This is a genomic window from Pseudomonas machongensis (assembly GCF_034961125.1).
GTDB lineage: Bacteria > Pseudomonadota > Gammaproteobacteria > Pseudomonadales > Pseudomonadaceae > Aquipseudomonas > Aquipseudomonas machongensis.
This window is the reverse complement of sequence record NZ_JAYFUI010000088.1, coordinates 1-24772: the sequence shown is the minus strand read 5'-3', so window position 1 is coordinate 24772 and position 24772 is coordinate 1. Positions and strand designations below refer to the sequence as shown.

Sequence of the window (24772 nt, the reverse complement as noted above, 5' to 3'; positions counted from 1 at the left end):
TCCAGCAGGACGCGCTTGACCTTGAGACCTCGAAGGCTCTTCTCCAATACCTCGAAACCTGCCCGATCGTTGGTGACATTGATCTTGAGGCTCTGGGGACGGACCGCTATGTCCAGCGTGCGACTAGAAACATCGATACCCACAAAGGAAACCATCACCAAAATCTCCTAGACTCAACAGAGTGAGAGGACTTTGGCTTGGCCCACGCTTGTGATTCGAGATCAAGGCCGCATCCAACTGTTCGGGCTCTCGCCAAAGTGGAACGGTGAATGGCAGCTTGTGCTCCCACTCGTGCTCAAGGCACACGCGGCATTCAGCTTGCCATTCACCGCTCTCACTCCAGATTCTAATCCCCTATCAAGACACAAGCGGGCTTGCCCGCGAAAGGGCCGGAGGCCTCGATACAAATGCAACGGCAGAGTGGCTCACCACCACCCTGCCGGCATCACTTACACCTTGTGATAAAGCTGGCTGCCTTCCTGGCGGAACCGCTCGGCCTGCTCGCGCATGCCCTGCTCGGCGGTCACATCCACGGCTTCGATCTTGGCCGCGTACTCGCGCACTTCCTGGGTGATCTTCATCGAACAGAACTTCGGCCCGCACATCGAGCAGAAGTGGGCAACCTTGGCCGATTCCTTGGGCAGGGTCTCGTCGTGGAACGAGCGTGCGGTGTCCGGATCCAGGCCGAGGTTGAACTGGTCTTCCCAGCGGAACTCGAAGCGCGCCTTGGACAGTGCGTTGTCGCGGATCTGCGCGCCCGGGTGGCCCTTGGCAAGGTCGGCGGCATGCGCGGCGATCTTGTAGGTGATGATGCCGGTCTTGACGTCATCCTTGTTCGGCAGGCCCAGGTGCTCCTTGGGCGTGACGTAGCAGAGCATGGCGCAGCCGAACCAGCCGATCATCGCCGCACCGATACCGGAGGTGATGTGGTCGTAGCCCGGTGCGATGTCGGTGGTCAGCGGGCCGAGGGTGTAGAACGGCGCCTCGTCGCAGCACTCCAGCTGCTTGTCCATGTTCTCCTTGATCAACTGCATCGGCACATGGCCTGGGCCTTCGATCATGCACTGCACGTCGTGCTTCCAGGCGATCTTGGTCAGCTCGCCGAGGGTTTCCAGTTCACCGAACTGGGCTGCATCGTTGGCGTCGGCGATCGAGCCCGGACGCAGGCCATCGCCCAGCGAGAAGCTGACGTCGTAGGCCTTCATGATTTCGCAGATCTCGTCGAAGTGCGTGTAGAGGAAGTTCTCCTTGTGATGCGCCAGGCACCACTTGGCCATGATCGAACCGCCACGGCTGACGATGCCGGTGACGCGCTTGGCGGTCAGCGGCACATAGCGCAGCAATACGCCGGCATGGATGGTGAAGTAGTCCACGCCCTGCTCGGCCTGCTCGATCAGGGTGTCGCGGAACAGCTCCCAGGTCAGGTCTTCGGCAACGCCGTTGACTTTTTCCAGGGCCTGGTAGATCGGCACAGTGCCGATCGGGACCGGCGAGTTGCGAATGATCCACTCGCGAGTCTCGTGGATGTGCTTGCCGGTGGACAGGTCCATGACCGTGTCCGAGCCCCAACGGATACCCCAGGTCAGCTTGGCCACTTCCTCCTCGATCGAGGAACCCAGGGCGCTGTTGCCGATGTTGCCGTTGATCTTCACCAGGAAGTTGCGGCCGATGATCATCGGTTCGAGTTCGGTGTGGTTGATGTTGGCAGGGATGATCGCGCGACCGCGGGCGATTTCCTCGCGCACGAACTCAGGGGTGATCTCCTTCGGGATGCTGGCACCGAAGCTGTGACCGGCGTGCTGCTGGTCGAGCAGGCCGGCAGCGCGGGCCTCCTGCAGTTTCATGTTCTCGCGGATGGCGACGTATTCCATCTCGGCGGTGATGATGCCCCGGCGTGCGTAGTGCATCTGCGAGACGTTGGCACCGGCCTTGGCGCGGCGTGGGTTGCGAACGTGGGCGAAGCGCAGCTTGGCGAGTTCGGCGTCGTTCAGGCGCTGCTGGCCGAAATTCGAGCTCAGGCCTTCCAGGCGCTCGGTATCGCCACGCGCGTCGATCCAGGCCGAACGCACATCGCCCAGGCCCTTGCGCACATCGATGATGACGTTGGGATCGGTGTAGGGGCCGGAAGTGTCATAGACCAGCACCGGCGCGTTCTTCTCGCCGCCGAAGTCGGTGGGGGTGTCGTGCAGGCTGATCTCGCGCATGGGCACGCGGATGTCCGGGCGCGAGCCTTGGACGTAGACCTTGCGCGAATTGGGCAAGGGTTGCACGGACTGCTGGTCGACTTTGGCCGACTCGCTCAGGCTGATCGCTTTTTCTTGTTTACTCATCACAGGCTCTCCAGACAGCTTCCTAGCGGGCGGAATGTCGGGGAGAACCTGAAAGGCGCGGACGCACCCCTTGGATGGAGTGCAGTGCCGGATACATGGGGTGCCTTGGCTGCATGACAGCCTGACATTCCCGGACCTGGCACAAGAGGCTCCCCGGGAAGGCGAGCAATCTTGTTCCCTACGCAGGCGCTAACCTGATCAGGTTCAACGGGATCCGGAAACTCTCCGATCTCAGCCTTCGATTCAAGGCACCCCGACAAGAACGTGCGCAGTCTAGACTGGAGTGGTCGGCAAAGCCAAGCGCGTAAATGCACGAGAGACGAAAGGTGCAACAGGCGGATTGTTGCCGACAGCCAGCGGCACTACACTGGCGCATCGCACGATACTCAACAGTTCAGAAATTCAATTTCGTACAAGGATTGCCCTATGCTGCGCAAACTTTCACTGGCGATTGCCGTGTCTTGTGCGTCCAACGGAGTGGTCTGGGCAGCGGATGTGCCCACGACGGTGAAGACCGACCTGGTCAGCGTCTACCAGGAAGCGGTGAACAACAACGCCGACCTTGCCGCCGCCCGTGCCGACTACGGCGCCCGCCGTGAAGTGGTGCCGCAGGCCAGGGCAGGCCTGCTGCCCAATCTGTCCGCCGGTGCGGAAATGATGAACACCCGCACCAAGCTGGACGAACCCTCGATCACCTCCAACCGCAGCGGTAACTCCTGGAGTGCCACACTGTCGCAGCCGATCTTCCGTGCCGACCGCTGGTTCCAACTGCAGGCCGCCGAGGCGGTCAACGAGCAAGCGGCGCTGGAGCTGTCGGCCACCGAGCAGAACCTGATTCTGCAAACGGCCGAAAACTATTTCGCCGTCTTGCGCGCGCAGGACAACCTGGCCTCGACCAAAGCCGAGGAAGCAGCGTTCAAGCGCCAGCTCGACCAGTCCAACGAGCGTTTCGACGTCGGGCTCTCCGACAAGACCGACGTGCTGCAATCCCAGGCCAGCTACGACACCGCCCGTGCCAATCGGATCATCGCCGAGCGCCAGGTGCAGGACGCCTTCGAGGCGCTGGTGACCCTGACCAACCGCGAGTACGGGTCGCTGCAGGGTGTGGTCCACAGCCTGCCGGTGCAGGTACCGGCGCCCAACGACGCCAAGGCCTGGGTGGAGACCGCCGCACGGCAGAACCTCAACCTGCTGGCGACCAACCACGCCGTCGATGCCGCCGAAGAAACCTTGCGCCAGCGCAAGGCCGGCCACGCCCCGACCCTCGATGCCGTGGCGCGTTACCAGAAGGGCGACAACGACAACCTCGGCTTCACCAACCCTGCGCCGCAACCCGGCGTGCGCTACGGCGGTGACGTGGAGCAGACCAGCATTGGCCTGCAACTGAACATTCCGATCTATAGCGGCGGGCTGACCAGCTCACAGGTGCGTGAAGCCTATGCCCGCCTGAGCCAAAGCGAACAGCAGCGCGAAAGCCTGCGCCGCCAGGTGGTGGAGAACACTCGCAACCTGCACCGCGCGGTGAATACCGATGTGGAGCAGGTGCAGGCCCGCAAACAGTCGATCATCTCCAACCAGAGCGCCCTGGAAGCCACCGAGATCGGCTACCAGGTCGGCACCCGCAACATCGTCGACGTGCTCGACGCGCAGCGCCAGCTCTACACTTCGGTGCGCGACTATAACAACAGCCGCTACGACTACATCCTCGACAACCTTCGCCTCAAGCAGGCCGCCGGCACGCTGAGCCCGCAAGACCTTCAAGACCTGGGGCGCTACCTTAAAGCCGACTACAACCCGGACAAGGACTTCCTGCCACCGGATCTTGCGGCCGCAGCCGCGAAAAACTTCGAGCGGCGGCCCTGAAGAACATGACAAGGGGCGAGCTGGCGGCTCGCCCCTTGTGCAGTTTAGTCCATGACAAATTTCACGGTATTTCGATTACCATTCTGCGTCAGCTCATGCGTGCAGGAGGCCAACTCGGGGCCCGTCGAGCTTGCAGAGGGCTGCAGACTCGATGTTTCGACGGTGTACTTGATAGAGTAGCTGCAGATGCGGTCACCGCTACCCAGCGAGAACGACTCGTGGAAGTCTTCACTCCCCAGCTCCCGCGGAACGAAATACAACCCTCCCCGACTTTCATCGTCCACGTTGTACGAAGCTTGCGCGTCCACAACAAAGATGTCGCCATCCACTTCGACCTTTGCGTTCGGATCCGCATGATCCACAAGCATCTCAATCCAGGGACCGTCGAATCCCCCGGCCTCGATAGGACGAGGTGCCAGGTACGCGAATGCGGGAAGCGACGCCGTGAGCAAAGCAAAAGACAGGAATAAAGAGCGCATGTTGTAGTTCTCCTTTAGAGATGCCCCAGCGGCATCCTCATGTCGAGCCTACTGCCATCCCACTCAGCCACATCGCCACATAATTACCACCCTGATCTCGTGCCGAACACATGCATGGAGATGGTCGAAAGAGGACATCATGAGCGCGTCTGAATGAGCCTCCCAAGGGCCTCGAGCAATCGTTGCAGGGCACCCTGGTTGGCCTGCATCACCGCCCTGCCCGCCTCGCCCATGCGCCGGCAATCCTGTGGAAGCTCAACTAGGCGTCGGACCGCAGCAGCCAGCCCTTCGGCATCGTCAACTTGCTGCAACGCACCGGCTTCACGCAACATCGCGCTGATCTCGAGGAAGTTGAACACGTGCGGGCCGGTAATCACCGGCAATGCGAGCGCTGCCGGCTCCAGCGGATTGTGTCCACCAGTGGGCACCAGGCTGCCGCCGACGAAGGTGATATCGGCCAAGGCGTAGAGGAACATCAACTCGCCCATGGTATCGCCAAGCAAGGCCTGGACCTGCCCGTCTACCGCCGCACCCGAAGAACGTCGCACCGTGGTGAAACGTTCGCGACACAGTGCATGCACCGCATCGAAACGCTCCGGGTGACGTGGCACCAGGATCAGGAGTGCATCGCCATGCACCTGCAGCAGGCGCTGGTGGGCTTCGAGAATGAGCGCATCCTCGCCCTCATGAGTGCTTGCAGCGATCCACACCGGCCGCTGCAGGGCCGACCACTGCTCGCGCAACTGGCGGGCACGTGGCAGCAGCTGATCGTCCACCTTCAGGTCGAACTTGATCGAACCGGTCACCTGCACGCACTGCGCGCGGGCGCCCAGACTGCGAAAACGCTCGGCCTCGGTCTCGGTCTGTACCGCAATCAGGCTCATCTCTTCGAGCATCGGCCGGGTCAGGCCGGCGAAACGGGCATAACCGCGTGCCGAACGCTCCGACAACCGCGCATTGGCCAGGGCCACGGGAATACCGCGCCTGGCGCACTGGTGGATATGGTTGGGCCACAGTTCGGTTTCCATGATGATGCCCAGCTTCGGACGCACATGATCGAGAAAGCGCGCCGCTGCCCAGGGCAGATCATAGGGCAGATAGCAGTGCTGGACTCGTGGCTCGCTGGCGAACATCGCGCGGATACGCTCCGAGCCGGTCGGGGTCATGCAGGTCAGCGTGATGGGCAGGTCCGGGTAAGCCGTGAGCAGTGCCTTGACCATTGGCGCCGCAGCGATGCTCTCGCCCACCGATACCGCATGCACCCAGATACCGCCCTGGCGCATGGCCGGAAGCTTGCAGGCAAAGCGCTCGGCGATGCGCTGGCGATACGCTGGCGCCTTGCGCCCACGCAGGAACAGGCGCAGCGCAACCAGCGGCAGGCCCAGGTGAAACAGCAGGGTGTAGAGGGTTCTGTTCATGGCGCCGCAGTTTACTAGGGTCTGCCTGAAATGTGTCTGCACTCGCCCCTACTACGTTGAAGACAGCCCCTCGGATTCGCAGGAAAAAGGTCTGTCAGACTAGCCGATGGCCCGCAGGTGCTTGGCAAAGCGCTCAGCCAGCCATTGGGCTGCCGGCCCAAGCGGCTCGTCGCGCCGCCAGGCCAGCTCGGCAACCAGCGCCGGCGGGCGCCATTCGCTATCGAGCTCGACCATGTGCGCCTGGTACGTTGGGTACTGGACCACATGCCGTGGCAGCCAGGCCCAGCCCAGACCGCGCATCAGTAACTCGGCCATGACGTAGAAGCTGTCGGCACGCCAGACCTGAGCGCTGACCGGCTCGCCGCCCGGATAGTCGCTGTCCTGTGGGGCGATGAGCAACTGCCGGTGACGCGCCAGCTGCTGACAGGTTACCCGTCCGGCATGGGCAAGCGGATGATGCGCAGCACAGACCGTGACCATCTCGACACTGCCCAGGGTACGGCGCTCCAGCGAGTCCGGGATGCTTTCGTGATGAAAAAACAAGCCGAGATCTGCCCGCCGCCCGACCAGCTTGCGCGCCACGTCGCCCTGTGCGCCACTGGCCAGTTGCACCTGGAGAAAGGGGAACTGGCTGGCCAGCTCATCGAGGCTGTCGATCACCGGCTGGTAGGGCATGGCTTCGTCCTGGGCCACCCGCAGCAGCGGTTCCTGGCCGCGCATCAAGGCCTGGGCGCGACCATCGAGCCGCTCGCACTGGCGCAACAACTCCTGAGCGTCACGCAGCAAGGCTTCACCACTTTCGGTCAGACGCGGCTGGCGACCACTGCTGCGTTCGAAAAGGATCACGCCAAGGTCTGCTTCGAGCAGCGCAATGGCGTTGCTCACGGCCGACTGCGCCTTGCGCTGGGCACGGGCCACGGCAGAAAACGAGCGTAGCTCGGCGACCTGGACGAATAGCCGCAACTGTTCAAGGTTCCACTGTTCGGCCATTACCTATCTCCAGAATCGATAGGTAATGACTTTACCGCAATCAGGAACAACCTAGAATGCCCGACCAGTAACCAGAGGAAACCGATCATGAATGCCTACACCTATCTCGCCATCGCCATCTGCGCCGAGGTCATCGCCACCGCTTCGATGAAAGCGGTCAAGGGCCTGAGTACGCCGTTGCCGTTGCTGCTGATGGTGTGTGGCTATGCCGTGGCCTTCTGGATGCTCACGCTGGTGGTGCGCAGCATTCCAGTGGGTATCGCCTACGCGGTGTGGTCCGGCATGGGGATCGTGCTGATCAGCATCGCAGCGCTGGTGATCTATGGGCAGAAGCTGGATGTACCGGCCATGCTGGGGATGGCGATGATCGTAGGGGGTGTGGTGGTGATCCAGGTCTTCTCCAAGACAGCTGGGCATTGATCGATAGGCAACATTGCCGGGCACGGGCTGTATACTGGGCAATCGTTCCAGTTTTCGAGGTGCCCGCATGCCATCCGCCATTTCCACTGACGTACTCATCGTCGGCGCCGGGGTCGCAGGCCTCTGGCTCAATGCCCGGCTACGTCGCCAGGGCTATTCGACGGTGCTGGTGGAGCGCGCCACCCTTGGCGGCGAGCAGACCATCAAGTCCCAGGGCATCATCCATGGCGGCACCAAGTACGCCCTGCACGGCGCGCTGACCGGCGCTTCGGAGGCCATCGCCGACATGCCGCGGCGCTGGCGCGAGGCCCTGGCCGGCAGCGGCGAGCTGGACCTGCGCGACACCCGCCTGCTCTCCGATGCCCACTATCTATGGTCGCCCGGCACCTTGGCCGGCAACCTCACCAGCTTCTTCGCCAGCAAGGCCGTGCGCGGCCGGGTCGATCAGGTCAAGGGCGAGCAGTTGCCACCGGCCCTGCAGGACCGCGCCTTCAAAGGCAAGGTCTACCGTCTGGCCGAGCTGGTCATCGATGTCCCCAGCCTGCTCGGCAACCTCGCGCAACTGGCCGGTGACAGCCTGCTCGCTGGCGAGCGGATCGAGCCCCTGCACGAAGGCCAGGCGCTGGTCGGCCTGAAGGTCGATGGTCGCGAGATTCGCGCCCAACGCATCGTGCTCAGTGCTGGCGGCGGCACCGAGGACCTGTTGCATGCACTCGGCCTGAGCCAGCCCGCGCAGCAACGCCGGCCACTGCACATGGTCCTGGCCAAAGGCCCCAACCTCAAGCCGCTGTACGCCCACTGCCTGGGCGGCGGTCCCAAGCCACGTGTCACCGTGACCACCCACCCGGCGGCCGATGGCCAGTGGGTCTGGTACCTGGGCGGCGACCTCGCCGAAGCCGATGGCGTGGCACGCGAGCCGGCCGCGCAGATTGCCGCAGCGCAAAAAGAGATCGCCGGCCTGCTGCCCTGGGTTGATCAAAGCCAGGTGCGCTGGGCCACCTTGCGCGTCGATCGCGCAGAGCCCGCACAGTCGGGCCTGGTACGCCCCGACAACGCCTTCCTCAGCGAGCAGGAGCGCCTGCTGGTTGGCTGGCCGACCAAGCTGGCGCTGGCACCAGACTTCTCCGACCGCGTCCTGGCCGCCTTCGAGCGCGATGGTATTCGCCCGAGCGCCCAGGCCGACCTGACGGACTTGCCGCGTCCACCACTCGGTGTGCCGGCCTGGGAGCAACTGCTGCCATGAGCCTGCCGACCCTGCACGATTTCCACCGTCCCTTGGGCGACACCGGCCTGAAGGTATCGCCACTGGGGCTGGGCACGGTCAAGCTTGGCCGCGACCAGGGCGTGAAGTATCCCAACGGTTTCACCATCCCCGGCGACGACGAGGCCCGCCTGCTGCTGTCGCAGGCGCGCGAGCTGGGCATCAACCTGATCGACACCGCGCCGGCCTATGGTCGCAGTGAAGAGCGTCTCGGCCCATTGCTGCGTGGCCAGCGTAACGACTGGATCATCGTCAGCAAGGTCGGCGAAGAGTTCGAAAACGGCCTGTCCCACTTCGATTTCAGCGCCGCCCATACCCGACGCTCGGTCGAGCGCAGCCTCAAGCGCCTGGAAACCGACCGTATCGAGCTGGTTCTGGTGCATTCCGACGGCAACGACCTGGCCATCCTCGAGCAGCAAGAGGTCTACCAGACACTCGCCGCACTCAAGCAGGAGGGTAAGATCCTCGGCTATGGCTTTTCCGGCAAGACCGCCGCCGGCGGCCTGAAAGCACTGGAACAGGGCGACTGCGCGATGATCACCTACAACCTCAACGAGCAGGCGGAGCGTCCGGTGCTGGACTACGCTGCCGAACACGGCAAGGCCATCCTGGTGAAGAAGGCCCTGGCCAGCGGGCATATCTGTCTGTCTCCAGGAGTCGACCCGGTCCAGGCCAGCTTCGAGCTGCTGTTCGCCCATCCGGGGGTCAGCAGTGCTATTGTCGGCACCATCAATCCGTTGCACCTGGCCCACAACGTGGCCACCGTCGCCCGTATTCTGGGCCAGGCCTGAGCCGCTCACGCGGCCGCCGAATGCAAGGAGGAGCCTCGTGGCGCGTACGCTTATCCGCAAGAACCCGAGCAACTTCAAGACCCTGCCGCTGCATGTCGAAGCCACCCCGGAACGCCTGAGCTACCAGAGCATCGGTATGCCGCTGAACTTCGCGCAGACCCTGCAACGGCGCAAGGCGATCCAGCTGGATGACAGCGAACGCTTCGTCATCGAACTGGCCAACCTGGGCGTTTCGGTACGCCTGACCCTCAACTGGCAGAACCGTGACTACTGGGTGCTGGTGCGCCAGCGCCGCCAGGACCGCGGCGATGTCGTACTCAAGCTGATCTCCGGTTACGTACCTGCCCAGGAGCTCAACCTCCCGCTGCACACGGCCATTCAGGAAGTGGCAGAAGAATGCCTGCTGGAAACCCCGGAAGGTTGGCTGGGCGGACGTTTCAACGACACTTGGCTACCCGCCCCTTATGCCGCGGCCCTGCACTACCGCGAAGCCCTGCCCTTCACCCTGAGCCCGGCCTCGGGCGCGGCGCGGCCGGTACACTGCGGCAACCTGATGCTGCTCGAGCGACCACGGGCCTATGTGCACCTGCCCACCGCCTCGCTGCAACTGATTTACGATCTGCGTCTGCAGGTCCCCAAGGAGGCCAAGTCGCTCAGCCTGTTTCACGTCGACGAGCGCCTGGAAGGCGACCAACTGGTGGCCCGGCTCAACCGCAAGCGCCCCGACCTGTATCTGATGCCCCTGAAGGACGGCAAGCCACTGGCGGAGCTGTACACCCTGAAGAAGGACCAGCTGATACCCGCGAGCACGCGCGGGCTGTACCTGGCCGAAAGCTTCGCCCTGCAGGATGGGTGGGTGGTGAGGGAAGAGCGCGTGCGCTGGCGGGAATGGGTGCGTCAGCAAGGGTTGGTGGAGAGCCGGCCCGAGAAGCCTTCGCACCTGCAGCGCTTCAGCGACAAGGCGCGGGCGTTGCTGCAGCGGGCAAAGACCACACTGCATAAATAGCAGCAGCGGCGCCTGGCCGCTGCAACCTGCCCCGCGATCACCGGCAAGGCCGGTGATACGCGATGCAGCACCTGCTTAGTTCTTGCGGATCTTCTCGACGATCGCGGTGGTCGAGCTGTTCTCGACCAAACCCAGCACTTTCACCGTGCCGCCATAGGCCTTGACGATATCCGCCCCGACCACCTGATCGATCCCGTAGTCGCCGCCTTTGACCAGCACATCCGGCTTGACCTGGCGCAGCAGGTTTTCAGGTGTTCCCTCAGGGAAACTGATGACCCAGTCCACCGCCCCCAGGCCGGCGAGCACCGCCATGCGGCGATCAACGCTGTTGATCGGACGCCCAGGCCCCTTGAGACGGCTGACCGAAGCATCGTCGTTGATCGCAACGATGAGGCGATCCCCCTGGGAACGGGCCTGCTCCAGATACGTCACATGCCCGGCATGGAGGATGTCGAAGCAACCGTTGGTGAAGACGATCTTCTCGTTGTGCGCACGCGCGTCGTCGATGGCCAGCAGCAACTGCTCGAGCCCCAGCACCCCGCGCTCGGAGCCTTCTTCGCGCTGGATCGCCCGGCGCAACTCCGGGGCGCTGATGGCTGCGGTACCCAGCTTGCCGACGACGATGCCCGCGGCCAGGTTGGCCAGGGCCACCGCGTGCGGCAGGTCCTCGCCTGCGGCAATGGCAGCCGCCAGCGTCGAGATGACGGTATCGCCAGCACCGGTGACGTCGAACACCTCACGGGCGCGGGCCGGCAGGTGCAAGGCCGGATGACCGGTGCGCAGCAGGGTCATGCCATGTTCCCCGCGGGTCACCAGCAACGCGCCGAGGTCAAGATCGTCGAGCAATTGCAAACCCTTGGCGACCAGCTCGGCTTCATCGGCGCAACGCCCGACGATGATCTCGAACTCGCTGAGGTTGGGGGTGATCAGGCTGGCACCGCGATAGATGGAAAAATCCTTGCCCTTGGGGTCGGCCAGTACCGGGATGCCCTTGCTGCGAGCCGCCTGGATCAGCGACTGGTGGTTCTTCAGCGCGCCCTTGCCGTAATCAGACAGCACCAGCACCTTGACGCCTTCGAGCAGCGCATCGACCTCGGCCCCCAGCGACAGTGGGTCGGTGGCGAAGGGCTCTTCGAAATCGATGCGCAGCAATTGCTGGTGGCGGCTCATGACCCGCAGCTTGACGATGGTGGGCTGGTGCGCAATGCGCTGGAACACCGAACGCACGCCAGCGGCCTGCAGGCTGTTGGCCAGGCTGTCGGCCGCTTCGTCCTGGCCGGTGACGCCCACCAGCGAAGCCGGGGCGCCAAGCGCTGCGATGTTCAAGGCAACGTTGGCCGCACCGCCGGGCCGATCCTCGATCTGATCAACCTTGACCACCGGCACCGGCGCTTCCGGCGAGATACGCGATGTACCGCCATGCCAGTAGCGGTCGAGCATCACATCGCCGACCACCAGTACCGGGGCTTGATCGAAACGCGGCATGGACAACTTCATGGGCAACCCATATGGAAAAATGAACAGGGGCAGGATATTAGCACACGGCAGCCGGCGGCTTTAACGCCAACTGCGGCGGGGACAATTCCAGTGACAATCGGGGCTCACAGGCCCCGATTCATAAGGGTTTCAGGTGATATCGGCCTTGTCCGGCTCATCGAGTCCCATGGCGTGCAGGCGGGCATAATGGCCATTAGCCTCAAGCAGTTCGGCATGGGTACCACGCTCGACCAGCCGCCCCTGGTCCATGACCAGGATCAGGTCGGCCTTCTCGATGGTCGACAGGCGGTGCGCGATCACCAGGGTGGTGCGCCCTTCCATCACATGGTCGAGCGCCGCCTGGATATGACGCTCGGACTCGGTATCCAGTGCCGAGGTCGCCTCGTCGAGGATCAGCAGGGGAGCGTTCTTCAACAGCGCCCGGGCGATTGCCAGGCGCTGGCGCTGGCCACCGGACAGCAGCACACCATTCTCGCCGACCTCGGTGTCGAAGCCCTTGGGCAGTTGGTCGACGAACTCCTTGGCGTAGGCGTCGGCCGCGGCAGCCTCGATGGCCTCGCGCGGCGCACCGGCCAGGTCGCCATAGGCGATATTGTTGGCCACGGTGTCGTTGAACAGGGTGACATGCTGAGTCACCTGAGCCACATGTCGGCGCAGGTTACGTAAGCGATAATCCTCGATTTCCACACCATCGAGCAGGATCTCGCCCTTGTTGTGGTGGTAGAAACGCGGGATCAGCGCCGCCAGTGTCGACTTGCCGCTGCCAGAACGCCCCACCAGGGCGATCATCTGCCCGGGCTCGGCGACGAAGCTGATGTCGGTCAGCACCTGACGCTCGGTGCCTGGATAGGTGAAGCTCAGGTTGCGCACCTCCAGACGGCCCTCGACACGCTCCTTCTCCACCGTGCCGCCGTCCACCTCGGGCTTCTCGTCGAGCTGCTCGAAGATGCTCTCGGCGCCGGCCAGGCCCTTCTGAATGGTCGAGCTGACCTCCGAAAGCTGGCGAATCGGCTTGGGCAACAAGCCTGCCGCCGTGATGTAGGCGACCAGGTCGCCAGCCGAGGCATCACCACGCAGGAACAGCACCAGGAACATCAGCGCGGCCATGGCGCTGTAGATCACCAGTTGCAGGGCCGGGGTGTAGAGGGCGCCGGTCTTGTTCATGCGCAGCTGCTTGTCGGTGTTGCTCTGGCTGGCATTTCTGAAACGACGCTCTTCGTAGGCTTCGCCGCCGAAGCTGCGCACCACGCGGTAGCCCTGGATGGTTTCGGAGGCCACGTGGGTGACGTCACCCATGGCCACCTGGATCTTCTTGCTCTGCTTGCGGAATTTCTTGCTGGCAGTACTCACCATCACTGCAATGACTGGCAGGATGGCAACCATCACCAGGGTGAGCTTCCAGTTCATCCACATCAGGTAGATGAACAGGAACACCACGGTCAGGCCTTCACGGATCACCACCTTGATCGCGTCGGTGGCGGCACCGGTGACCATGGTGACGTTGAAGGTGATGCGCGAGATCAGGTGCCCGGAGTTATGGCTGTCGAAGTAGCGGTTGGGCAGCACCAGCAACTTGTTGAACAGCTCCAGGCGCAGGTCGTGGACCAGGCAAAGTGAGACCTTGGCCAGATAGTAGTTACCGAGGAACGACCCGAGCCCTTGCCAGGCTGCGATCAGGATGATCAGCAACGGCACCGCCTGCAGCAATTGCAGGTCGCGCAGGTAGGGGACGTCGGGGAACAACACCGCTTGCGGATTGCTCAGGCCATCGACGAAGTACTTGAGGATCCCCGCCAGCATCGGCTGGGTCGAGGCAAAGATCACGAAACCGATAATGCTCAGCAGGAAAATGCCGATGTAGGGTTTCACATAGCCCAGCAGCCTGAAATAGATCTTCAGGCTGGTGGGGTTGTCCGCCGGTCGCGGTGTTTCGGCCATCATCGAGCTCGCTGTTCAGATTGAACCGGAAATTTTACCACAGGCTTTTCGCTCGGCATGCACCCACGGCAACATCATCGCCAGGCCGACCGGCAACCAGCTGATGAACCACTCCGCGCGGGGGGTACCGGTGAGGCTTGCGGCATCGAGTTGCATGGCCACGGTTGAAAACACCCAGACAGCCAGCGCCAGCTTGCCCAACATCGTCTCGCGGGCACGCAGGATCTCGCGCAGAGCGAACAGCCATACGGCTATCCACAACAGCATACCGGGCAGCCCCAGCTCGACGGCAACGTGAGTGAGCATATTGTGGGTATGGTCGAACTGGATCCCCAGTGCCTCCACGCGGTAGAACGCACCAAGACCCAGGCCGGTCCATGGGTGCTGTTCGATCATCTGCACGGAGGACTGGAATATTTCAGGCCTGTAGGAGGAACCCCGCTGCATGATCAGATCCTGGAACAGGAATATCGCAACTGCAGTGATCAGCAGCGACGACACGAAGATCACCTTGCTGAGCCGATCACGCATCCAGAATGGCGCCAACAGCACAGTGAGCAGCAAGGCCACGCCCGCCCCGCGGCTCTGGCAAAAGGCAATGAAGGCACCCAGACAGGCCAGGGCCAGCAGCCAACCCGACTGCACGAGGCGATTGCGCGGGCAGTCGTAGAGCATCGCTACGGCCATGACACCGACGACGTAGGCGCCCAGGATCGGATGGCTGATTTCACCGATTCCCTCAAGACGAGAAACCAGCAGGTTACCGGCGACGTGATAGAAGCGGTAGACCGAAATCAGTGCAGCAATCGCCATCAAGAGGCCACCGATGCGCAACAACACACGCACACGACAGGCGCCAAGCTGCGCCAGCAACGGGAAAGCCATAAGGAACAGCAGGATATAGACCAGACGCTTACCCTCGCGCCCGCCCTCTTCGGTGGATGACCACACCAGGCTCAACGCTCCCCAGACCAACAAAAGTGCGATCGCCGACCAGAGCGCCGGCTGACGGCGCCACCCGCTCACGAAAAGATGTCGGGCGGACCAGGCGAATACCAGGGTCGGTAGCCAGAGGAACAGGATAAGGCCTTGCTGATAGAGCTTGTTGCTCGGTGCCAAGGCGATCGCCGCCAGGAACCAGACGAAACCGAATCCGAGCCAGGCCTGGGCCCAGCGTTTTTCATACAGCATTCCTTCCCCCGATCAGTCCAATGACACCGTCATGGTGCAACCGCATTATTTTCGGCATTATTGCCAGTCATTTTGCTTGCAGAAGACAAGGCACCCATCCATGCAATGCTCCCGACTCTCCCAGCCCGACTTCGATCAGCTGACACTCGGCGCCAGGGTTCTGGAGGCCGACAGTTACGGCGCCAAAGTCTACCTGCTCGAGGATGGCAATATCCTCAAGGTTTTTCGTCGTAAACGTCTGATTTCATCTGCGCTGCTGCGCCCCTACTCCCAGCGGTTCATCGACAACGCAGCGCGCCTGGTGCAACTGGGCATCCCCACTCTGGAAGTGATCAGCCATCACAAACTGGACCTGCCGGGGCGCACCGCGGTGCTCTACCGCCCGCTGCCGGGTGAAACCCTGCTGCAGCGTTCGCGCCTGCCGGGGTTCAGCTGGAATGACTACCTGCCTGCACTGATCGCACTGATCCGACACCTTCATCGTTCAGGGATCTACTTCCGCTCATTGCACCTGGGCAACGTCGTGGTTACCCCCGAGCAACAGCTGGGCCTCATTGATGTTGCCGACATGCGCTTCCTGCGCCCCCCGCTGTCGGCACGCATGGTTCAGCGCAACGTGCAGCATCTGGCGAACTACATCGAGCGGGAGCGACTGGGCGATCACTTCCCGCTCACCGAACTGAAGTCAGCGCTGCTCGAGCGTTGAGCCTCAGCCCCGCAACAACGCCCGCGAGCCCTGGCTGAATGCCTGCCAGGCCTGCTCCGGGTCCAATGCATCACGCTGCCTGGCAGCCGTCTCCTTGACGCTGAGTGTTTTGCACTCCCCGATCGCACGCGCCCAGGCGGCCTGGTCTCCTACCGGCAGGTAGCGCCCGGCCTGTCCCAATTGCTCGCGAAACACCGGCAGGTCGCTGCATAGCACCGGCACATCGGCCAGCACGGCTTCCTGCAGTACCATCCCCAACCCCTCCGAGCGCGAAGGCACCAACAGCCAGTCGAAGGCACGGTAGAGTTGCGACAAATCGGGACGGTAACCACATAGCTGCACACTATCGCCCAGACCGAGCGCCTGGATGCGGGCGTTGAGGCGCGCTCGCAGCTCGCCGTCGCCGAGGATCACCATACGGGCATCAGGTTGCTGCCGGTGCACCTGAGCAAAGGCCTCGATCAGCATCTCGAAGCCTTTGCTCTCCACCAGCCTACCCACCGCGCCGAATACAGGCCCTGGACGCTGAACAATGGCAAGCAACCGCCTGGCGTGGTCACGCTCGAAGAGCGCCGCGCCGAATGCCTGGGGATCCAGTGCGACACGCAGGGTATCGACCGATCGACCAAGGGCCTGCTCCAGCGCCTGAGCAAGGGTGCGGGAAACCGCGGCAATGCTCAGGCGGTGCGGCTCGACCGCGCGCAGCAAGCGAATGTCGCTGCCCCGCATGCGGGTCGAGCCATGAAAGAGCACGGTCACTCGTGTCTCCGGGAAATGTCGCATCAACGGCAGCACAAGGCGCGCAACACCCATGCCGTCGAGCAGCAAGATGTCGGGTCGGGTCTGCTGCAGTGCCTTGTACAAGCGGTGCCGCAGCACAGGTGTCCACCAGCGCCAGAAGCTGCGGCCTTTGAGCGTGCGAGGCGGCATGTGCCACTCTCGAATCGCGCCCTCGCCGCAGCACAGGCCATCGCCCAGCAGCAGCCAATTGGTGATCTCGGCCCCTTCTGCTACATGGCCCAGCATCTGACGGTGCACCTTGTGAACTGACATGTACGGGGCACCTCCCGACCACATCACATTGACAACATTCATCGGTATAGCTCCCTCATACCCGACAGGCCAACCGCCATGTCAACCAATTGAATGAGCAAGAAAGCCGATTCCAATACCGACCAATGTTCCTGCAACGAGCGTAGCAACCAGCTTGATCCGGTCACGCTGGCGACGCTTGGCCTTGCGCTGGACTTCCTCGGGCAAGGTCACATGGCTACCGAAACCAGTATGCAGCACCGCATCGCCCTCAAGCGTGACGGCGGTCAGACCCAGCTCGGCATAACGGCGCGACAGCGCCTTCTCTCCAGAATAGGCAGCAAATGGGGCACAAGTCTGGTAATCGCTCAGCCGACGCAATCCTGGATTCAGAGAGAAAGCCTGCCAATCGGCTTTTTCTGAAAGCAAGGGGTAGCACGGCACGTTGGCGATAACCTGACGGTCTCCCAGGCGGATGTACGGGCTATGGATCGCCAGGTCGTGAGCATGGCTGCGCAGCCACACCTGCAGGATCTGCGGGCTGGCCTCGAGGATCAGCCGGGAGTCCTCGACAAAGTGCTGGCGATAGAAGCTCCAGTCATCCTCGCAATGGAAGATGTAGGGCGTCTTGACGTGGCTGTAGGCCAGGTCGATCGACGCCAGTTGCCCCAGCTTGGGCCGGTTGACGAACACCTTGCAGTGGGCCTTCCAATGCTCGGGGACGGCAGCGTGAACCGCATCGTCTCCCGAGTCTTCGGTGATGAACACCTCACGGATCGACGCGGTGTTGTAGCGGTCGAAGCTTTCCAGCGTTGCCTTGAGCAGGTCGAAACGCCCGCAGCTGGTTACCACCAGCGTGATGTCACTGTTTTCCGAGAAGCGCACTGGGCTCCCTCCGCCTTGCGGCCATTTCCAATCCGTCCGATGGACAGGTTGATGTGGTTCAAAGCCCCAGTTTCAGACGCAGACGCTGCCATGCACTGAGCGGCGCTCGTGGTCTGAGGGGGGGCATCATGTGGTCGACGATGCTACGCCCGACCTGGGCAAAACTAAAGCCAGAAACCGCCAGTTCGCGGCCATTGGCGGCGATGCGTTCGGCGAGTGCCGGATCGGCGCGTAATGTCCGCAACTTCTCCTGCAGCACCGGGATGCTGTCGTACAGCACCACGTTGTGCATGTCCTCGAGACCCAGCGCACGGTTTTCCGCCTCGCCCTGGTCGTAGGCCAGCAGCACGCAGCCACAGGCCATGGCCTCGAAGTTCTTGATCATGTACTCGCCCATGCCAACGTCGGCGCTGACGAAGAAGCGGATACGGTTGAGCGTGTTGCAGTAGTCTTCACCGGACTTGGTACGAGTCACGACCAGGTTTTCCACCTGCCCCAGTTCATCGAGCAACGCCTTGCGGCCGCTATAGGCGACGCTCTTGGTGCTGCCGACAAAGGCCAGTTCGATATCACGCTCACGCCCCTGGTCGGTCAGCAATTGCTCGTCATAGCCCTTGGGCACGAACACCGCATCGAAACCTTCCTGGCGCAGGCGCTCGCTGACCATGTAGCCAGAGCTGATCACTCGCGCCCAAGGCAGTTTGCGGTAGTGCGCGCTGAACTTGCCGGTGTATTTGCAGGGAATGTAGTTCTGGTAGGCGTCGTGCTCGAGGATCACCAGATTAGGGATCGTGCGAATGAAGCCGACCTGGCGGATCTCCTGCTTGAAGCGCAGGAAAAAGACGATACGGTCATAGCGCTCGACGTCCACTTCACGCTTGAAGTAGCGTCGCAGGTTGCGCTGGTCGTCGCTCGACAACCAGCGCAAATCGCACTCGCAGTTGGCCGCGACGCCGTCGTACAGGCGATCGAGGATGGCCCGTTGTTCCTTCTGCACCAGAAATAGGACTTTCATTGCATTCCTTGGGGGCGTGACGCCATCGCGGTCAATCATCGGGCACTCACAGCTCGCGGCGCCAGAACAGTTCATGTCGACGCACCGCCTTGCGGAAGAATTCGTTCTCCCCGTAAGGCGACGGTCGACGCCCGGCCAGCCAGCGCTGCAACAGACGCCGCAGGCGACGCTTGAACGGCGCCGGAGGCTGCAGGTCGTGCATCATGCCCAGCGCCATGGCCTTGTCGCGCTGGGTCGGCACGTCCAGCACCAGGCTGCAGGGCGCCCAGGGCTGGCCAGCGTCGAGTTGCGGCGGCAGGGCAATGCCATCACCGCTGTCACCCATGGGCCAGCGGTCGTTGTCGTGCAGGTGGTTGGCGTAGCACAACAAGGTCTGCGGCTGCCAGTCCAACCCCTGCAGGGCTTCGAGCACAGCCGCCTGGGCACAGAGATGATCCGGGTGTGGATCGAGCTGCGGGTGCGGCATGACCAGAATCTCTGGGCGGGCCATCTGCAGCAGCACGCGCAAGTCGGCCAGCAGGTTGTTCCAGGTCGGCGCACCATCGGCATCGGCCGGCAGCGGAAACGGATTGAAACGACGGAACGGCCGGATATCGGTCATCTCCGCCTCACGCGAGGCCGCAGGCTGATCGGGTGCAGTCTGCATGGCAGGCAATTGCAGACAGAAATAGCCCAACTGCACGCAACGGGCCTCCGGCACCCCGGCCCAACGTGGCACGGCAATACTGTCCCAGGCGCGCAGGCGCCCCTTGAGCTGTGCCGCCTCGGCCTTGGCCAGGCCCATCTGTTGGTAGTGCTCGGCCTCGATTTCGCCAGCGGTCAGTGTGACCACCCAGGCCTCGTCGGCCTGGCTGTAGAGCCCGTAAGCCGCCAGCTCTGCATCGTCAGCATGGGGCGCGATCACCATGACCCGACGGCGGCGCAACTCCACAGCCGGGGTTATCCACAGGCGCGGCTCGCCCAACAGTCGGCAGTGGCGCCCGAGCAGGCGCAGTCGCCCATCGCGCAGTACCGCGCCAAGGCCGGTCAGGTTGAGAAAACGCACGCCATCGACGCCGCGCTCGAAGGTCTGGCTGTCATGCGTGGCGTCCGCGACCAGCTCGACCCGAGGATCGAGAAAGCGACCAAGCCACCCGGACTTCACACGAACCTCGAGGATCAGCGTGTCATCTTCGCTGAACGATGCAGCGCTCTTCAGCACGCCGTCTTGAATGCCGACGGCCTCGACACGGCTATGCTCGCCGAAGTCGAAGACATAATCTTCGCCGGGCGCGTAGAACAGATGATCGGCGAACCAGGCTTCGTGGGCGGCCCAGACCAGCGGCAGCAGCAACAATGGCAGCCACCACCAGCTCAGCGCGCCCAATGCGATCAGCAGCAACAACCCGATCACCAGCCCGAGGCGCTTGTTGCGCCGGTGGCGCTTGAGCAATTGCTGCTTGCGACTCATGCCTGGTACACCGGGACCGGGTTGCACCAACGGTCCTTGTATTCACGGTCGGCACGGCCGAATGAGAAACGCAGGGCCTTGCCACGGGCGTTGGCGTCTTCCCAGGCGGCCTGGGTATTGAGGAAGCTCAGTACGCTGCCGGGGCTGAACGCCTTGGTTTCAGGGTCCACACCACCGTTGACGTACTCGACGCTGATCCATTCGGGCGACTCGACCCGGTAAATCAGCTGGATGGCAATCGGCTTGTCCTCGAGAAACAGCACCGAGCCGATCAGCAGCTCGCGCAAGCGCTCGACCACCTCAGCCATACGCGCAGCGCCGGTCGCGGGGAAGCTCCAGCGGCGCTGGAACAGGTCGCAGTACATCGCGGCGATCTCGGCACCACTGAAGTCGGTGATCGGACGCACCACACCACCGGCCTCCTCCAGCAGGCGCAGTTCGCGGCGCTGGTTGTAGCGAAACTTCTTCGACAGATCTTCATGCGGGCGCGCCATGGCCAATTGCTCGGCCTGGGGTTTCAAGCCCTCGAAGCGCCCGTGATTGAGCTCCGACAGGTAGCGCCCGGCGTGGCGCAAGGGCGCAGCAGCATCAACCGCTGCAGGCAGGATGAGCTCGGCATTGCCCAGGTCGAACAGCCCCTTCTTGCCATGACGCTTGAGAACATCCTTGGACAACGCCAGGTGACGCCCCCAGGTAGGGACTGCCGCCACGAGCTCGCCGCCTTGGCGCCAGCCCAGGTAGCGCACCGGAATCTGTGCAAGTTCAGCCAGTTGCTCGACCACCAACGGATGAGTGGCGACACTGCCGCCGAAACGCTGCCAGGTGTGCGCATACTCGTTCGCATCGATAACGGCCCAGCCGCGTTCGCGCCAGGCCTTCAGATGATTGAGCATCAGCTGCGAGCCTCCAGTGCACGCACCTGTGGTAATTGCCAGAACGCCTGGCGCACGGCTGCGTCGGAAAATCGCTCGCGCAGACGCTGCAGCATCAGTTGCGCGCATTCGCGACGCTGATCGTCGCTCAGCCCGGCCATGTGCTTCAGCCCCTGCGCCAGTTGCCCGGCGTCGCCCAGCGGGAACAACACGCCTACCCCTTCGACCACTTCGCGCGCACCGCCACAGGCCGTGGCCAACAACGGCACGCCGGCGACCATCGCCTCCAGCAGGACCATGCCGAAGGGTTCGTGGTCAGAGCTCAGGGCGAACACATCGAACGCCTGGAAATACCGACGGGCATCCGGCACCTGGCCAAGGAAGTCGACACGGTCGGCAATCCCCAGTTCGGCTGCCTGGGCCTTGAGCGTGTCTTCCAGCCGCCCCTTGCCCAGCACCACCAGACGCGCATTGGCCGGCAGGCCCGGCAACGCCTCGGCGAAACCGCGCAGCAGGGTCGCCTGGTCCTTGTCCGGGTGCAGACGGCCGACGTTGCCGACGATCCACGCCTGTGCATCGAGCCCGAGGGCACGCCGTGCCTCGTCGCGCGGCACGAGACTGGCCTGCAGCGCCTCGACGTCGATACGGTTGTACAGCGTCTGGATGCGTTCGTGCGGCCACTGCGCCAGACAGCGGCGCATATCGTCACGCACCGCGTCGGATACACCCAGCAGGCTCAAGCGCTTGCGAAACAGGTTGGCGAACAGACGTCGCCCTTTGCGCTGGTAATCGCCGAAGGCATGATGCACGCCGATCACCGGCAAGCCGGTACCCAGCAGCGCGACATAGATCGGCTTGAAGCGGTGGGCGATGCAGAAGCTGAAACGGCGCTCGGCCGCGATCTTGCGCAGCGCGCGGATCGCGCCCAGCTTCAGGCCGCGTACGGCCTTGGAGCTGAACTCGAGAAACAGCACTTCGTCGGATGCACAGCCTGCAGCCACCTGCGCGTTGGCCTTGCCGGTAAGAAAGACCGTGGTGACCTTGTAGCCACGCCCCTCGAACAGGCTGGCGTACTGACGGGCGCAGTCGAGGAACGGCCCGTCGTAGCCATGGCAGAACTGCAGGACACGCAGGTCAGAGCGGCTGGTCATACGCGGCCGCGCCGTCCTTGACCACCAGGATGTCTTCCATGATCAGGTATTGCAGGTCCGAACCGTAGAACATGTTCAGCGCGTCGGTAGGCGAGCAGATCATCGGCTCGCCACGGCGATTGAGCGAAGTGTTCAGCGACACGCCGTTGCCGGTCAGTTCCTCGAGCGCCTTCATCATGTCGTAGTAGCGCGGGTTGTACTCACGCTTGAGCACCTGGGCACGCGAGGTGCCATCTTCGTGCACCACTTCCGGCACACGGGTCTTCCACTCTTCGGCCACTTCGAAAGTGAAGGTCATGAACGGCGCGGGATGGTCGATCTTGATCATCTGCGGTGCAACGGTGTCGAGCATCGACGGGCAGAATGGTCTCCAGCGCTCGCGGAACTTGATCTGCTCATTGATACGATCGGCGACGTTCGGCACGCTCGGGCAGCCGATGATCGAACGACCACCGAGTGCACGCGGGCCGAACTCCATGCGACCCTGGAACCAGGCCACCGGATTGCCATCGACCATGAGCTTGGCGATGCGCTGCGGCATGTCGTTGAGCTTGCGCCACTTCGGCGCATTCGGATGGCGGGCACAGGCGGCGATAACGTCCTCGTTGGAGTACGCAGGGCCGAGGTAGACGTGCTCCATCTTCTCGACCGGCACGCCACGGGCGTGGGACACGTAGGCCGCTGCACCGACCGCAGTACCGGCGTCGCCGGAGGCCGGCTGGACGAACAGTTCCTTGAGGTCGGGGCGGGCGATGATCTTCTGGTTCAGCTTGACGTTCAGCGCACAGCCGCCAGCGAAGGCCAGCTTGCCGGTCTCTTTGAGGATGTCGCCCAGGTAATGGTCGATCATCTGCAGGGCGAGCTTCTCGAACAGCGCCTGCATGCTGGCTGCGTAGTGGATGTACGGCTCGTCAGCGATATCCCCTTCGCGCTTGGGGCCCAGCCATTCGATCAGCTTGGGCGAGAAGTAGAAGCCCTTGCCCTTCTCTTTATAGCGGCGCAGGCCGATAACGTTGGCGTACTCGGTGTTGATCACCAGTTCGCCGTTCTCGAAGCTGGCCAGACGGGAGAAATCGTACTTGCTGGCGTCGCCATACGGGGCCATGCCCATGACCTTGAACTCGCCATCGAGCATCTCGAAGCCCAGGAACTCGGTGATCGCGCCGTACAGGCCGCCCAGCGAATCCGGGTCGAAGAACTCCTTGATCTTGTGGATCTTGCCGTTTTCGCCGTAGCCGAAGAAGGTGGTGGCGTACTCGCCCTTGCCGTCGATACCCAGGATCGCGGTCTTTTCCTTGAAGCCCGAGCAGTGATAAGCGCTGGAGGCGTGGGCCAGGTGGTGCTCGACCGGTTCGATCTTGACCTTTTTCGGGTCGAAGCCCAGTTGCTCCAGGCACCAGACGATCTTCTTGCGGTAGCGCTTGTAGCGACGGTTGCCCATCAGGATCGCATCGAGGGCGCGGTCCGGGGCGTACCAGTAGCGCTTGGCGTAGTGCCAGCGGGCCTTGCCGAACAGGCTGATGGGGGCGAACGGAATGGCCACCACATCAACGTCGGACGGTTTGATACCGGCCTGCTCCAGGCAGAACTTCGCCGATTCGTAGGGCATGCGGTTCTTCGCATGCTTGTCACGCACGAAGCGCTCTTCTTCTGCAGCGGCAACCAGCTTGCCGTCGATGTACAAGGCCGCGGAAGGGTCATGGCTAAGGGCGCCGGACAGGCCAAGAATCGTCAATGCCAAGGGACTAGCCTCTTCATTCGGTAGAGATGCGCCAGCGGCCTCGTGGGCGGCTGGCGGCTAAAGGGCGGGATTATAACGCAAAGATCAGGGACACACTGCCCCTTGTGGGAGCGGGGTTATTCGGCGATCAGCCAGTCCATGCGGAAGCTGCCCGCCGTCTGTGCCAGCTCCCTGGCCAGCCAGGGCAGCAGCTCCTTGAGCTCCTCCTCCAGCCCCCATGGCGGGTTGGCGATGGCGAGGCCCGAGCCGTTCAGCCCCTGCGGGCTGTCCTGGTGATGCACATAGAGTTCGACGCGCAGCAGCTTGGGCGCGCCGGTGCTGGTCAGGTCCTGGTAGAAACGGGTCAGCGAGCGCTGGTCCTTGATCGGATACCAGATGGCCGCGACGGTCTGGCGCATGCGACCGATCGCCTCCTTCATCGCCACGGTGCAGCGCTTGAGTTCGTCGGCCTGCTCGAAGGGCGGGTCGATCAGCATGATCGCGCGCTTTTCCTGCACCGGCAGCAGCGCGCGCGGCACATGCCAGCCCTCGCCCAGGTGCACGGTGACCCGCGGATCCTTCTTCATGTTTTCCTTGAGCAAAGGCCCGTCTTCGGGGTGTTTCTCGTTGAGCAGTGCGCGATCCTGCTGGCGCATCAGGCGCCGTGCCAACTCCGGCGAGCCGGGGTAGTAGCGCAACTCGCCATCGGCGTTGAGGCGCTTGATGATGCGCAGGTAGTCAGCGGTGGCAGCCGGCA

General features: G+C 63.1%; 21 protein-coding genes and 1 riboswitch. Of the genes, 6 read left to right on the top strand and 15 right to left on the bottom strand.

Annotated features, from left to right (window positions below; genetic code table 11):
• Positions 1–449: 449 nt before the first annotated feature.
• A complete protein-coding gene (gene thiC / locus VA602_RS09525) occupies positions 450–2330 on the bottom strand; it encodes a phosphomethylpyrimidine synthase ThiC (RefSeq protein ID WP_323453094.1) in 1881 nt (626 codons plus the stop codon).
• Between the two features lie 158 nt (positions 2331–2488).
• Positions 2489–2596, bottom strand: a riboswitch (TPP riboswitch).
• 160 nt (positions 2597–2756) lie between these two features.
• Here thiC and VA602_RS09520 point away from each other — a divergent pair.
• Positions 2757–4193 (top strand): TolC family outer membrane protein, encoded by a 1437-nt coding sequence (locus VA602_RS09520; RefSeq protein ID WP_054893157.1) that lies wholly within the window; start codon positions 2757–2759, stop codon positions 4191–4193.
• A 44-nt stretch (positions 4194–4237) separates the two neighbouring features.
• Here VA602_RS09520 and VA602_RS09515 read toward each other — a convergent pair whose 3' ends face one another.
• The 3 genes from VA602_RS09515 to VA602_RS09505 all read right to left on the bottom strand — a co-directional run bounded on the left by VA602_RS09515 (position 4238) and on the right by VA602_RS09505 (position 7080).
• Entirely contained in the window at positions 4238–4672 is a 435-nt protein-coding gene (locus VA602_RS09515) for a hypothetical protein (RefSeq protein ID WP_323453093.1), read from the bottom strand.
• Between the two features lie 137 nt (positions 4673–4809).
• The gene (waaA, locus tag VA602_RS09510) at positions 4810–6090 is read right to left on the bottom strand and encodes a lipid IV(A) 3-deoxy-D-manno-octulosonic acid transferase (RefSeq protein WP_323453092.1); all 1281 of its coding nucleotides are present in this window, start codon (positions 6088–6090) and stop codon (positions 4810–4812) included.
• A gap of 99 nt (positions 6091–6189) precedes the next feature.
• Positions 6190–7080, bottom strand: coding sequence for a LysR family transcriptional regulator (locus tag VA602_RS09505; RefSeq protein WP_153774223.1), 891 nt, complete (start codon positions 7078–7080; stop codon positions 6190–6192).
• An 87-nt stretch (positions 7081–7167) separates the two neighbouring features.
• On the opposite strand from VA602_RS09505, the gene VA602_RS09500 reads away from it, so the two are divergent.
• From VA602_RS09500 to VA602_RS09485, 4 genes are all read left to right on the top strand, one after another.
• On the top strand, positions 7168–7500 hold the full coding sequence (locus tag VA602_RS09500) for a DMT family transporter (protein WP_112899312.1): 333 nt from the start codon (positions 7168–7170) through the stop codon (positions 7498–7500).
• Between the two features lie 67 nt (positions 7501–7567).
• Positions 7568–8743, top strand: coding sequence for an NAD(P)/FAD-dependent oxidoreductase (locus VA602_RS09495; RefSeq protein WP_323453091.1), 1176 nt, complete (start codon positions 7568–7570; stop codon positions 8741–8743).
• Entirely contained in the window at positions 8740–9552 is an 813-nt protein-coding gene (locus tag VA602_RS09490; RefSeq protein WP_153774225.1) for an aldo/keto reductase, read from the top strand. The genes VA602_RS09495 and VA602_RS09490 overlap by 4 nt, the downstream gene beginning before the upstream one ends.
• Positions 9553–9589: 37 nt before the next feature.
• Positions 9590–10558 (top strand): hypothetical protein, encoded by a 969-nt coding sequence (locus VA602_RS09485; RefSeq protein ID WP_063546453.1) that lies wholly within the window; start codon positions 9590–9592, stop codon positions 10556–10558.
• A 75-nt stretch (positions 10559–10633) separates the two neighbouring features.
• On the opposite strand, the gene hldE is transcribed toward VA602_RS09485, so the two are convergent.
• The 3 genes from hldE to VA602_RS09470 all read right to left on the bottom strand — a co-directional run bounded on the left by hldE (position 10634) and on the right by VA602_RS09470 (position 15184).
• Positions 10634–12055 carry a bifunctional D-glycero-beta-D-manno-heptose-7-phosphate kinase/D-glycero-beta-D-manno-heptose 1-phosphate adenylyltransferase HldE gene (gene hldE / locus VA602_RS09480; RefSeq protein WP_323453090.1) on the bottom strand — a complete coding sequence of 474 codons (1422 nt, stop codon included), beginning with the start codon at positions 12053–12055 and terminating at the stop codon, positions 10634–10636.
• Positions 12056–12184: 129 nt separating this feature from the next.
• On the bottom strand, positions 12185–13993 hold the full coding sequence (gene msbA / locus VA602_RS09475) for a lipid A export permease/ATP-binding protein MsbA (RefSeq protein ID WP_054893200.1): 1809 nt from the start codon (positions 13991–13993) through the stop codon (positions 12185–12187).
• A gap of 15 nt (positions 13994–14008) precedes the next feature.
• Positions 14009–15184, bottom strand: coding sequence for an O-antigen ligase family protein (locus tag VA602_RS09470; protein ID WP_323453089.1), 1176 nt, complete (start codon positions 15182–15184; stop codon positions 14009–14011).
• Between the two features lie 100 nt (positions 15185–15284).
• Here VA602_RS09470 and VA602_RS09465 point away from each other — a divergent pair, with 100 nt between their 5' ends.
• Positions 15285–15890, top strand: a complete 606-nt coding sequence (locus VA602_RS09465; protein ID WP_323453088.1) for a BUD32 family EKC/KEOPS complex subunit — start codon at positions 15285–15287, stop codon at positions 15888–15890.
• Positions 15891–15893: 3 nt separating this feature from the next.
• Here the strand turns inward: VA602_RS09465 and VA602_RS09460 are convergent, their stop codons facing one another.
• From VA602_RS09460 to rlmJ, 8 genes are all read right to left on the bottom strand, one after another.
• Positions 15894–16985 (bottom strand): glycosyltransferase, encoded by a 1092-nt coding sequence (locus tag VA602_RS09460; RefSeq protein ID WP_323453087.1) that lies wholly within the window; start codon positions 16983–16985, stop codon positions 15894–15896.
• Between the two features lie 39 nt (positions 16986–17024).
• Positions 17025–17807: a glycosyltransferase family 2 protein gene (locus VA602_RS09455; RefSeq protein ID WP_323453086.1), complete on the bottom strand. Its 783-nt coding sequence runs from the start codon at positions 17805–17807 to the stop codon at positions 17025–17027.
• A gap of 58 nt (positions 17808–17865) precedes the next feature.
• On the bottom strand, positions 17866–18822 hold the full coding sequence (locus VA602_RS09450) for a glycosyltransferase (protein ID WP_323453085.1): 957 nt from the start codon (positions 18820–18822) through the stop codon (positions 17866–17868).
• A gap of 46 nt (positions 18823–18868) precedes the next feature.
• Positions 18869–20272: a PIG-L deacetylase family protein gene (locus VA602_RS09445; RefSeq protein ID WP_323453084.1), complete on the bottom strand. Its 1404-nt coding sequence runs from the start codon at positions 20270–20272 to the stop codon at positions 18869–18871.
• Positions 20269–21165: an antimicrobial resistance protein Mig-14 gene (locus VA602_RS09440; RefSeq protein WP_197891974.1), complete on the bottom strand. Its 897-nt coding sequence runs from the start codon at positions 21163–21165 to the stop codon at positions 20269–20271. Before VA602_RS09440 ends, VA602_RS09445 begins: the two co-directional genes overlap by 4 nt.
• Complete coding sequence (locus tag VA602_RS09435; protein ID WP_323453083.1) at positions 21165–22295, bottom strand: glycosyltransferase; 1131 nt, start codon at positions 22293–22295, stop codon at positions 21165–21167. Before VA602_RS09435 ends, VA602_RS09440 begins: the two co-directional genes overlap by 1 nt.
• Complete coding sequence (locus VA602_RS09430) at positions 22279–24036, bottom strand: carbamoyltransferase family protein (protein WP_323453082.1); 1758 nt, start codon at positions 24034–24036, stop codon at positions 22279–22281. The genes VA602_RS09435 and VA602_RS09430 overlap by 17 nt, the downstream gene beginning before the upstream one ends.
• Before the next feature lie 116 nt (positions 24037–24152).
• A partial coding sequence (rlmJ, locus tag VA602_RS09425) for a 23S rRNA (adenine(2030)-N(6))-methyltransferase RlmJ (protein WP_323453081.1) occupies positions 24153–24772 on the bottom strand: 620 nt, incomplete at its 5' end.

Excerpts from the sequence above, each read along its gene's own strand:
- thiC (WP_323453094.1), bottom strand. The coding sequence starts at position 2,330 with ATGAGTAAACAAGAAAAAGCGATCAGCCTGAGCGAGTCGGCCAAAGTC.
- VA602_RS09520 (WP_054893157.1), top strand. The coding sequence starts at position 2,757 with ATGCTGCGCAAACTTTCACTGGCGATTGCCGTGTCTTGTGCGTCCAAC.
- VA602_RS09515 (WP_323453093.1), bottom strand. The coding sequence starts at position 4,672 with ATGCGCTCTTTATTCCTGTCTTTTGCTTTGCTCACGGCGTCGCTTCCC.
- waaA (WP_323453092.1), bottom strand. The coding sequence starts at position 6,090 with ATGAACAGAACCCTCTACACCCTGCTGTTTCACCTGGGCCTGCCGCTG.
- VA602_RS09505 (WP_153774223.1), bottom strand. The coding sequence starts at position 7,080 with ATGGCCGAACAGTGGAACCTTGAACAGTTGCGGCTATTCGTCCAGGTC.
- VA602_RS09500 (WP_112899312.1), top strand. The coding sequence starts at position 7,168 with ATGAATGCCTACACCTATCTCGCCATCGCCATCTGCGCCGAGGTCATC.
- VA602_RS09495 (WP_323453091.1), top strand. The coding sequence starts at position 7,568 with ATGCCATCCGCCATTTCCACTGACGTACTCATCGTCGGCGCCGGGGTC.
- VA602_RS09490 (WP_153774225.1), top strand. The coding sequence starts at position 8,740 with ATGAGCCTGCCGACCCTGCACGATTTCCACCGTCCCTTGGGCGACACC.
- hldE (WP_323453090.1), bottom strand. The coding sequence starts at position 12,055 with ATGAAGTTGTCCATGCCGCGTTTCGATCAAGCCCCGGTACTGGTGGTC.
- msbA (WP_054893200.1), bottom strand. The coding sequence starts at position 13,993 with ATGGCCGAAACACCGCGACCGGCGGACAACCCCACCAGCCTGAAGATC.
- VA602_RS09470 (WP_323453089.1), bottom strand. The coding sequence starts at position 15,184 with ATGCTGTATGAAAAACGCTGGGCCCAGGCCTGGCTCGGATTCGGTTTC.
- VA602_RS09465 (WP_323453088.1), top strand. The coding sequence starts at position 15,285 with ATGCAATGCTCCCGACTCTCCCAGCCCGACTTCGATCAGCTGACACTC.
- VA602_RS09460 (WP_323453087.1), bottom strand. The coding sequence starts at position 16,985 with ATGAATGTTGTCAATGTGATGTGGTCGGGAGGTGCCCCGTACATGTCA.
- VA602_RS09450 (WP_323453085.1), bottom strand. The coding sequence starts at position 18,822 with ATGAAAGTCCTATTTCTGGTGCAGAAGGAACAACGGGCCATCCTCGAT.
- VA602_RS09445 (WP_323453084.1), bottom strand. The coding sequence starts at position 20,272 with ATGAGTCGCAAGCAGCAATTGCTCAAGCGCCACCGGCGCAACAAGCGC.
- VA602_RS09440 (WP_197891974.1), bottom strand. The coding sequence starts at position 21,165 with ATGCTCAATCATCTGAAGGCCTGGCGCGAACGCGGCTGGGCCGTTATC.
- VA602_RS09435 (WP_323453083.1), bottom strand. The coding sequence starts at position 22,295 with ATGACCAGCCGCTCTGACCTGCGTGTCCTGCAGTTCTGCCATGGCTAC.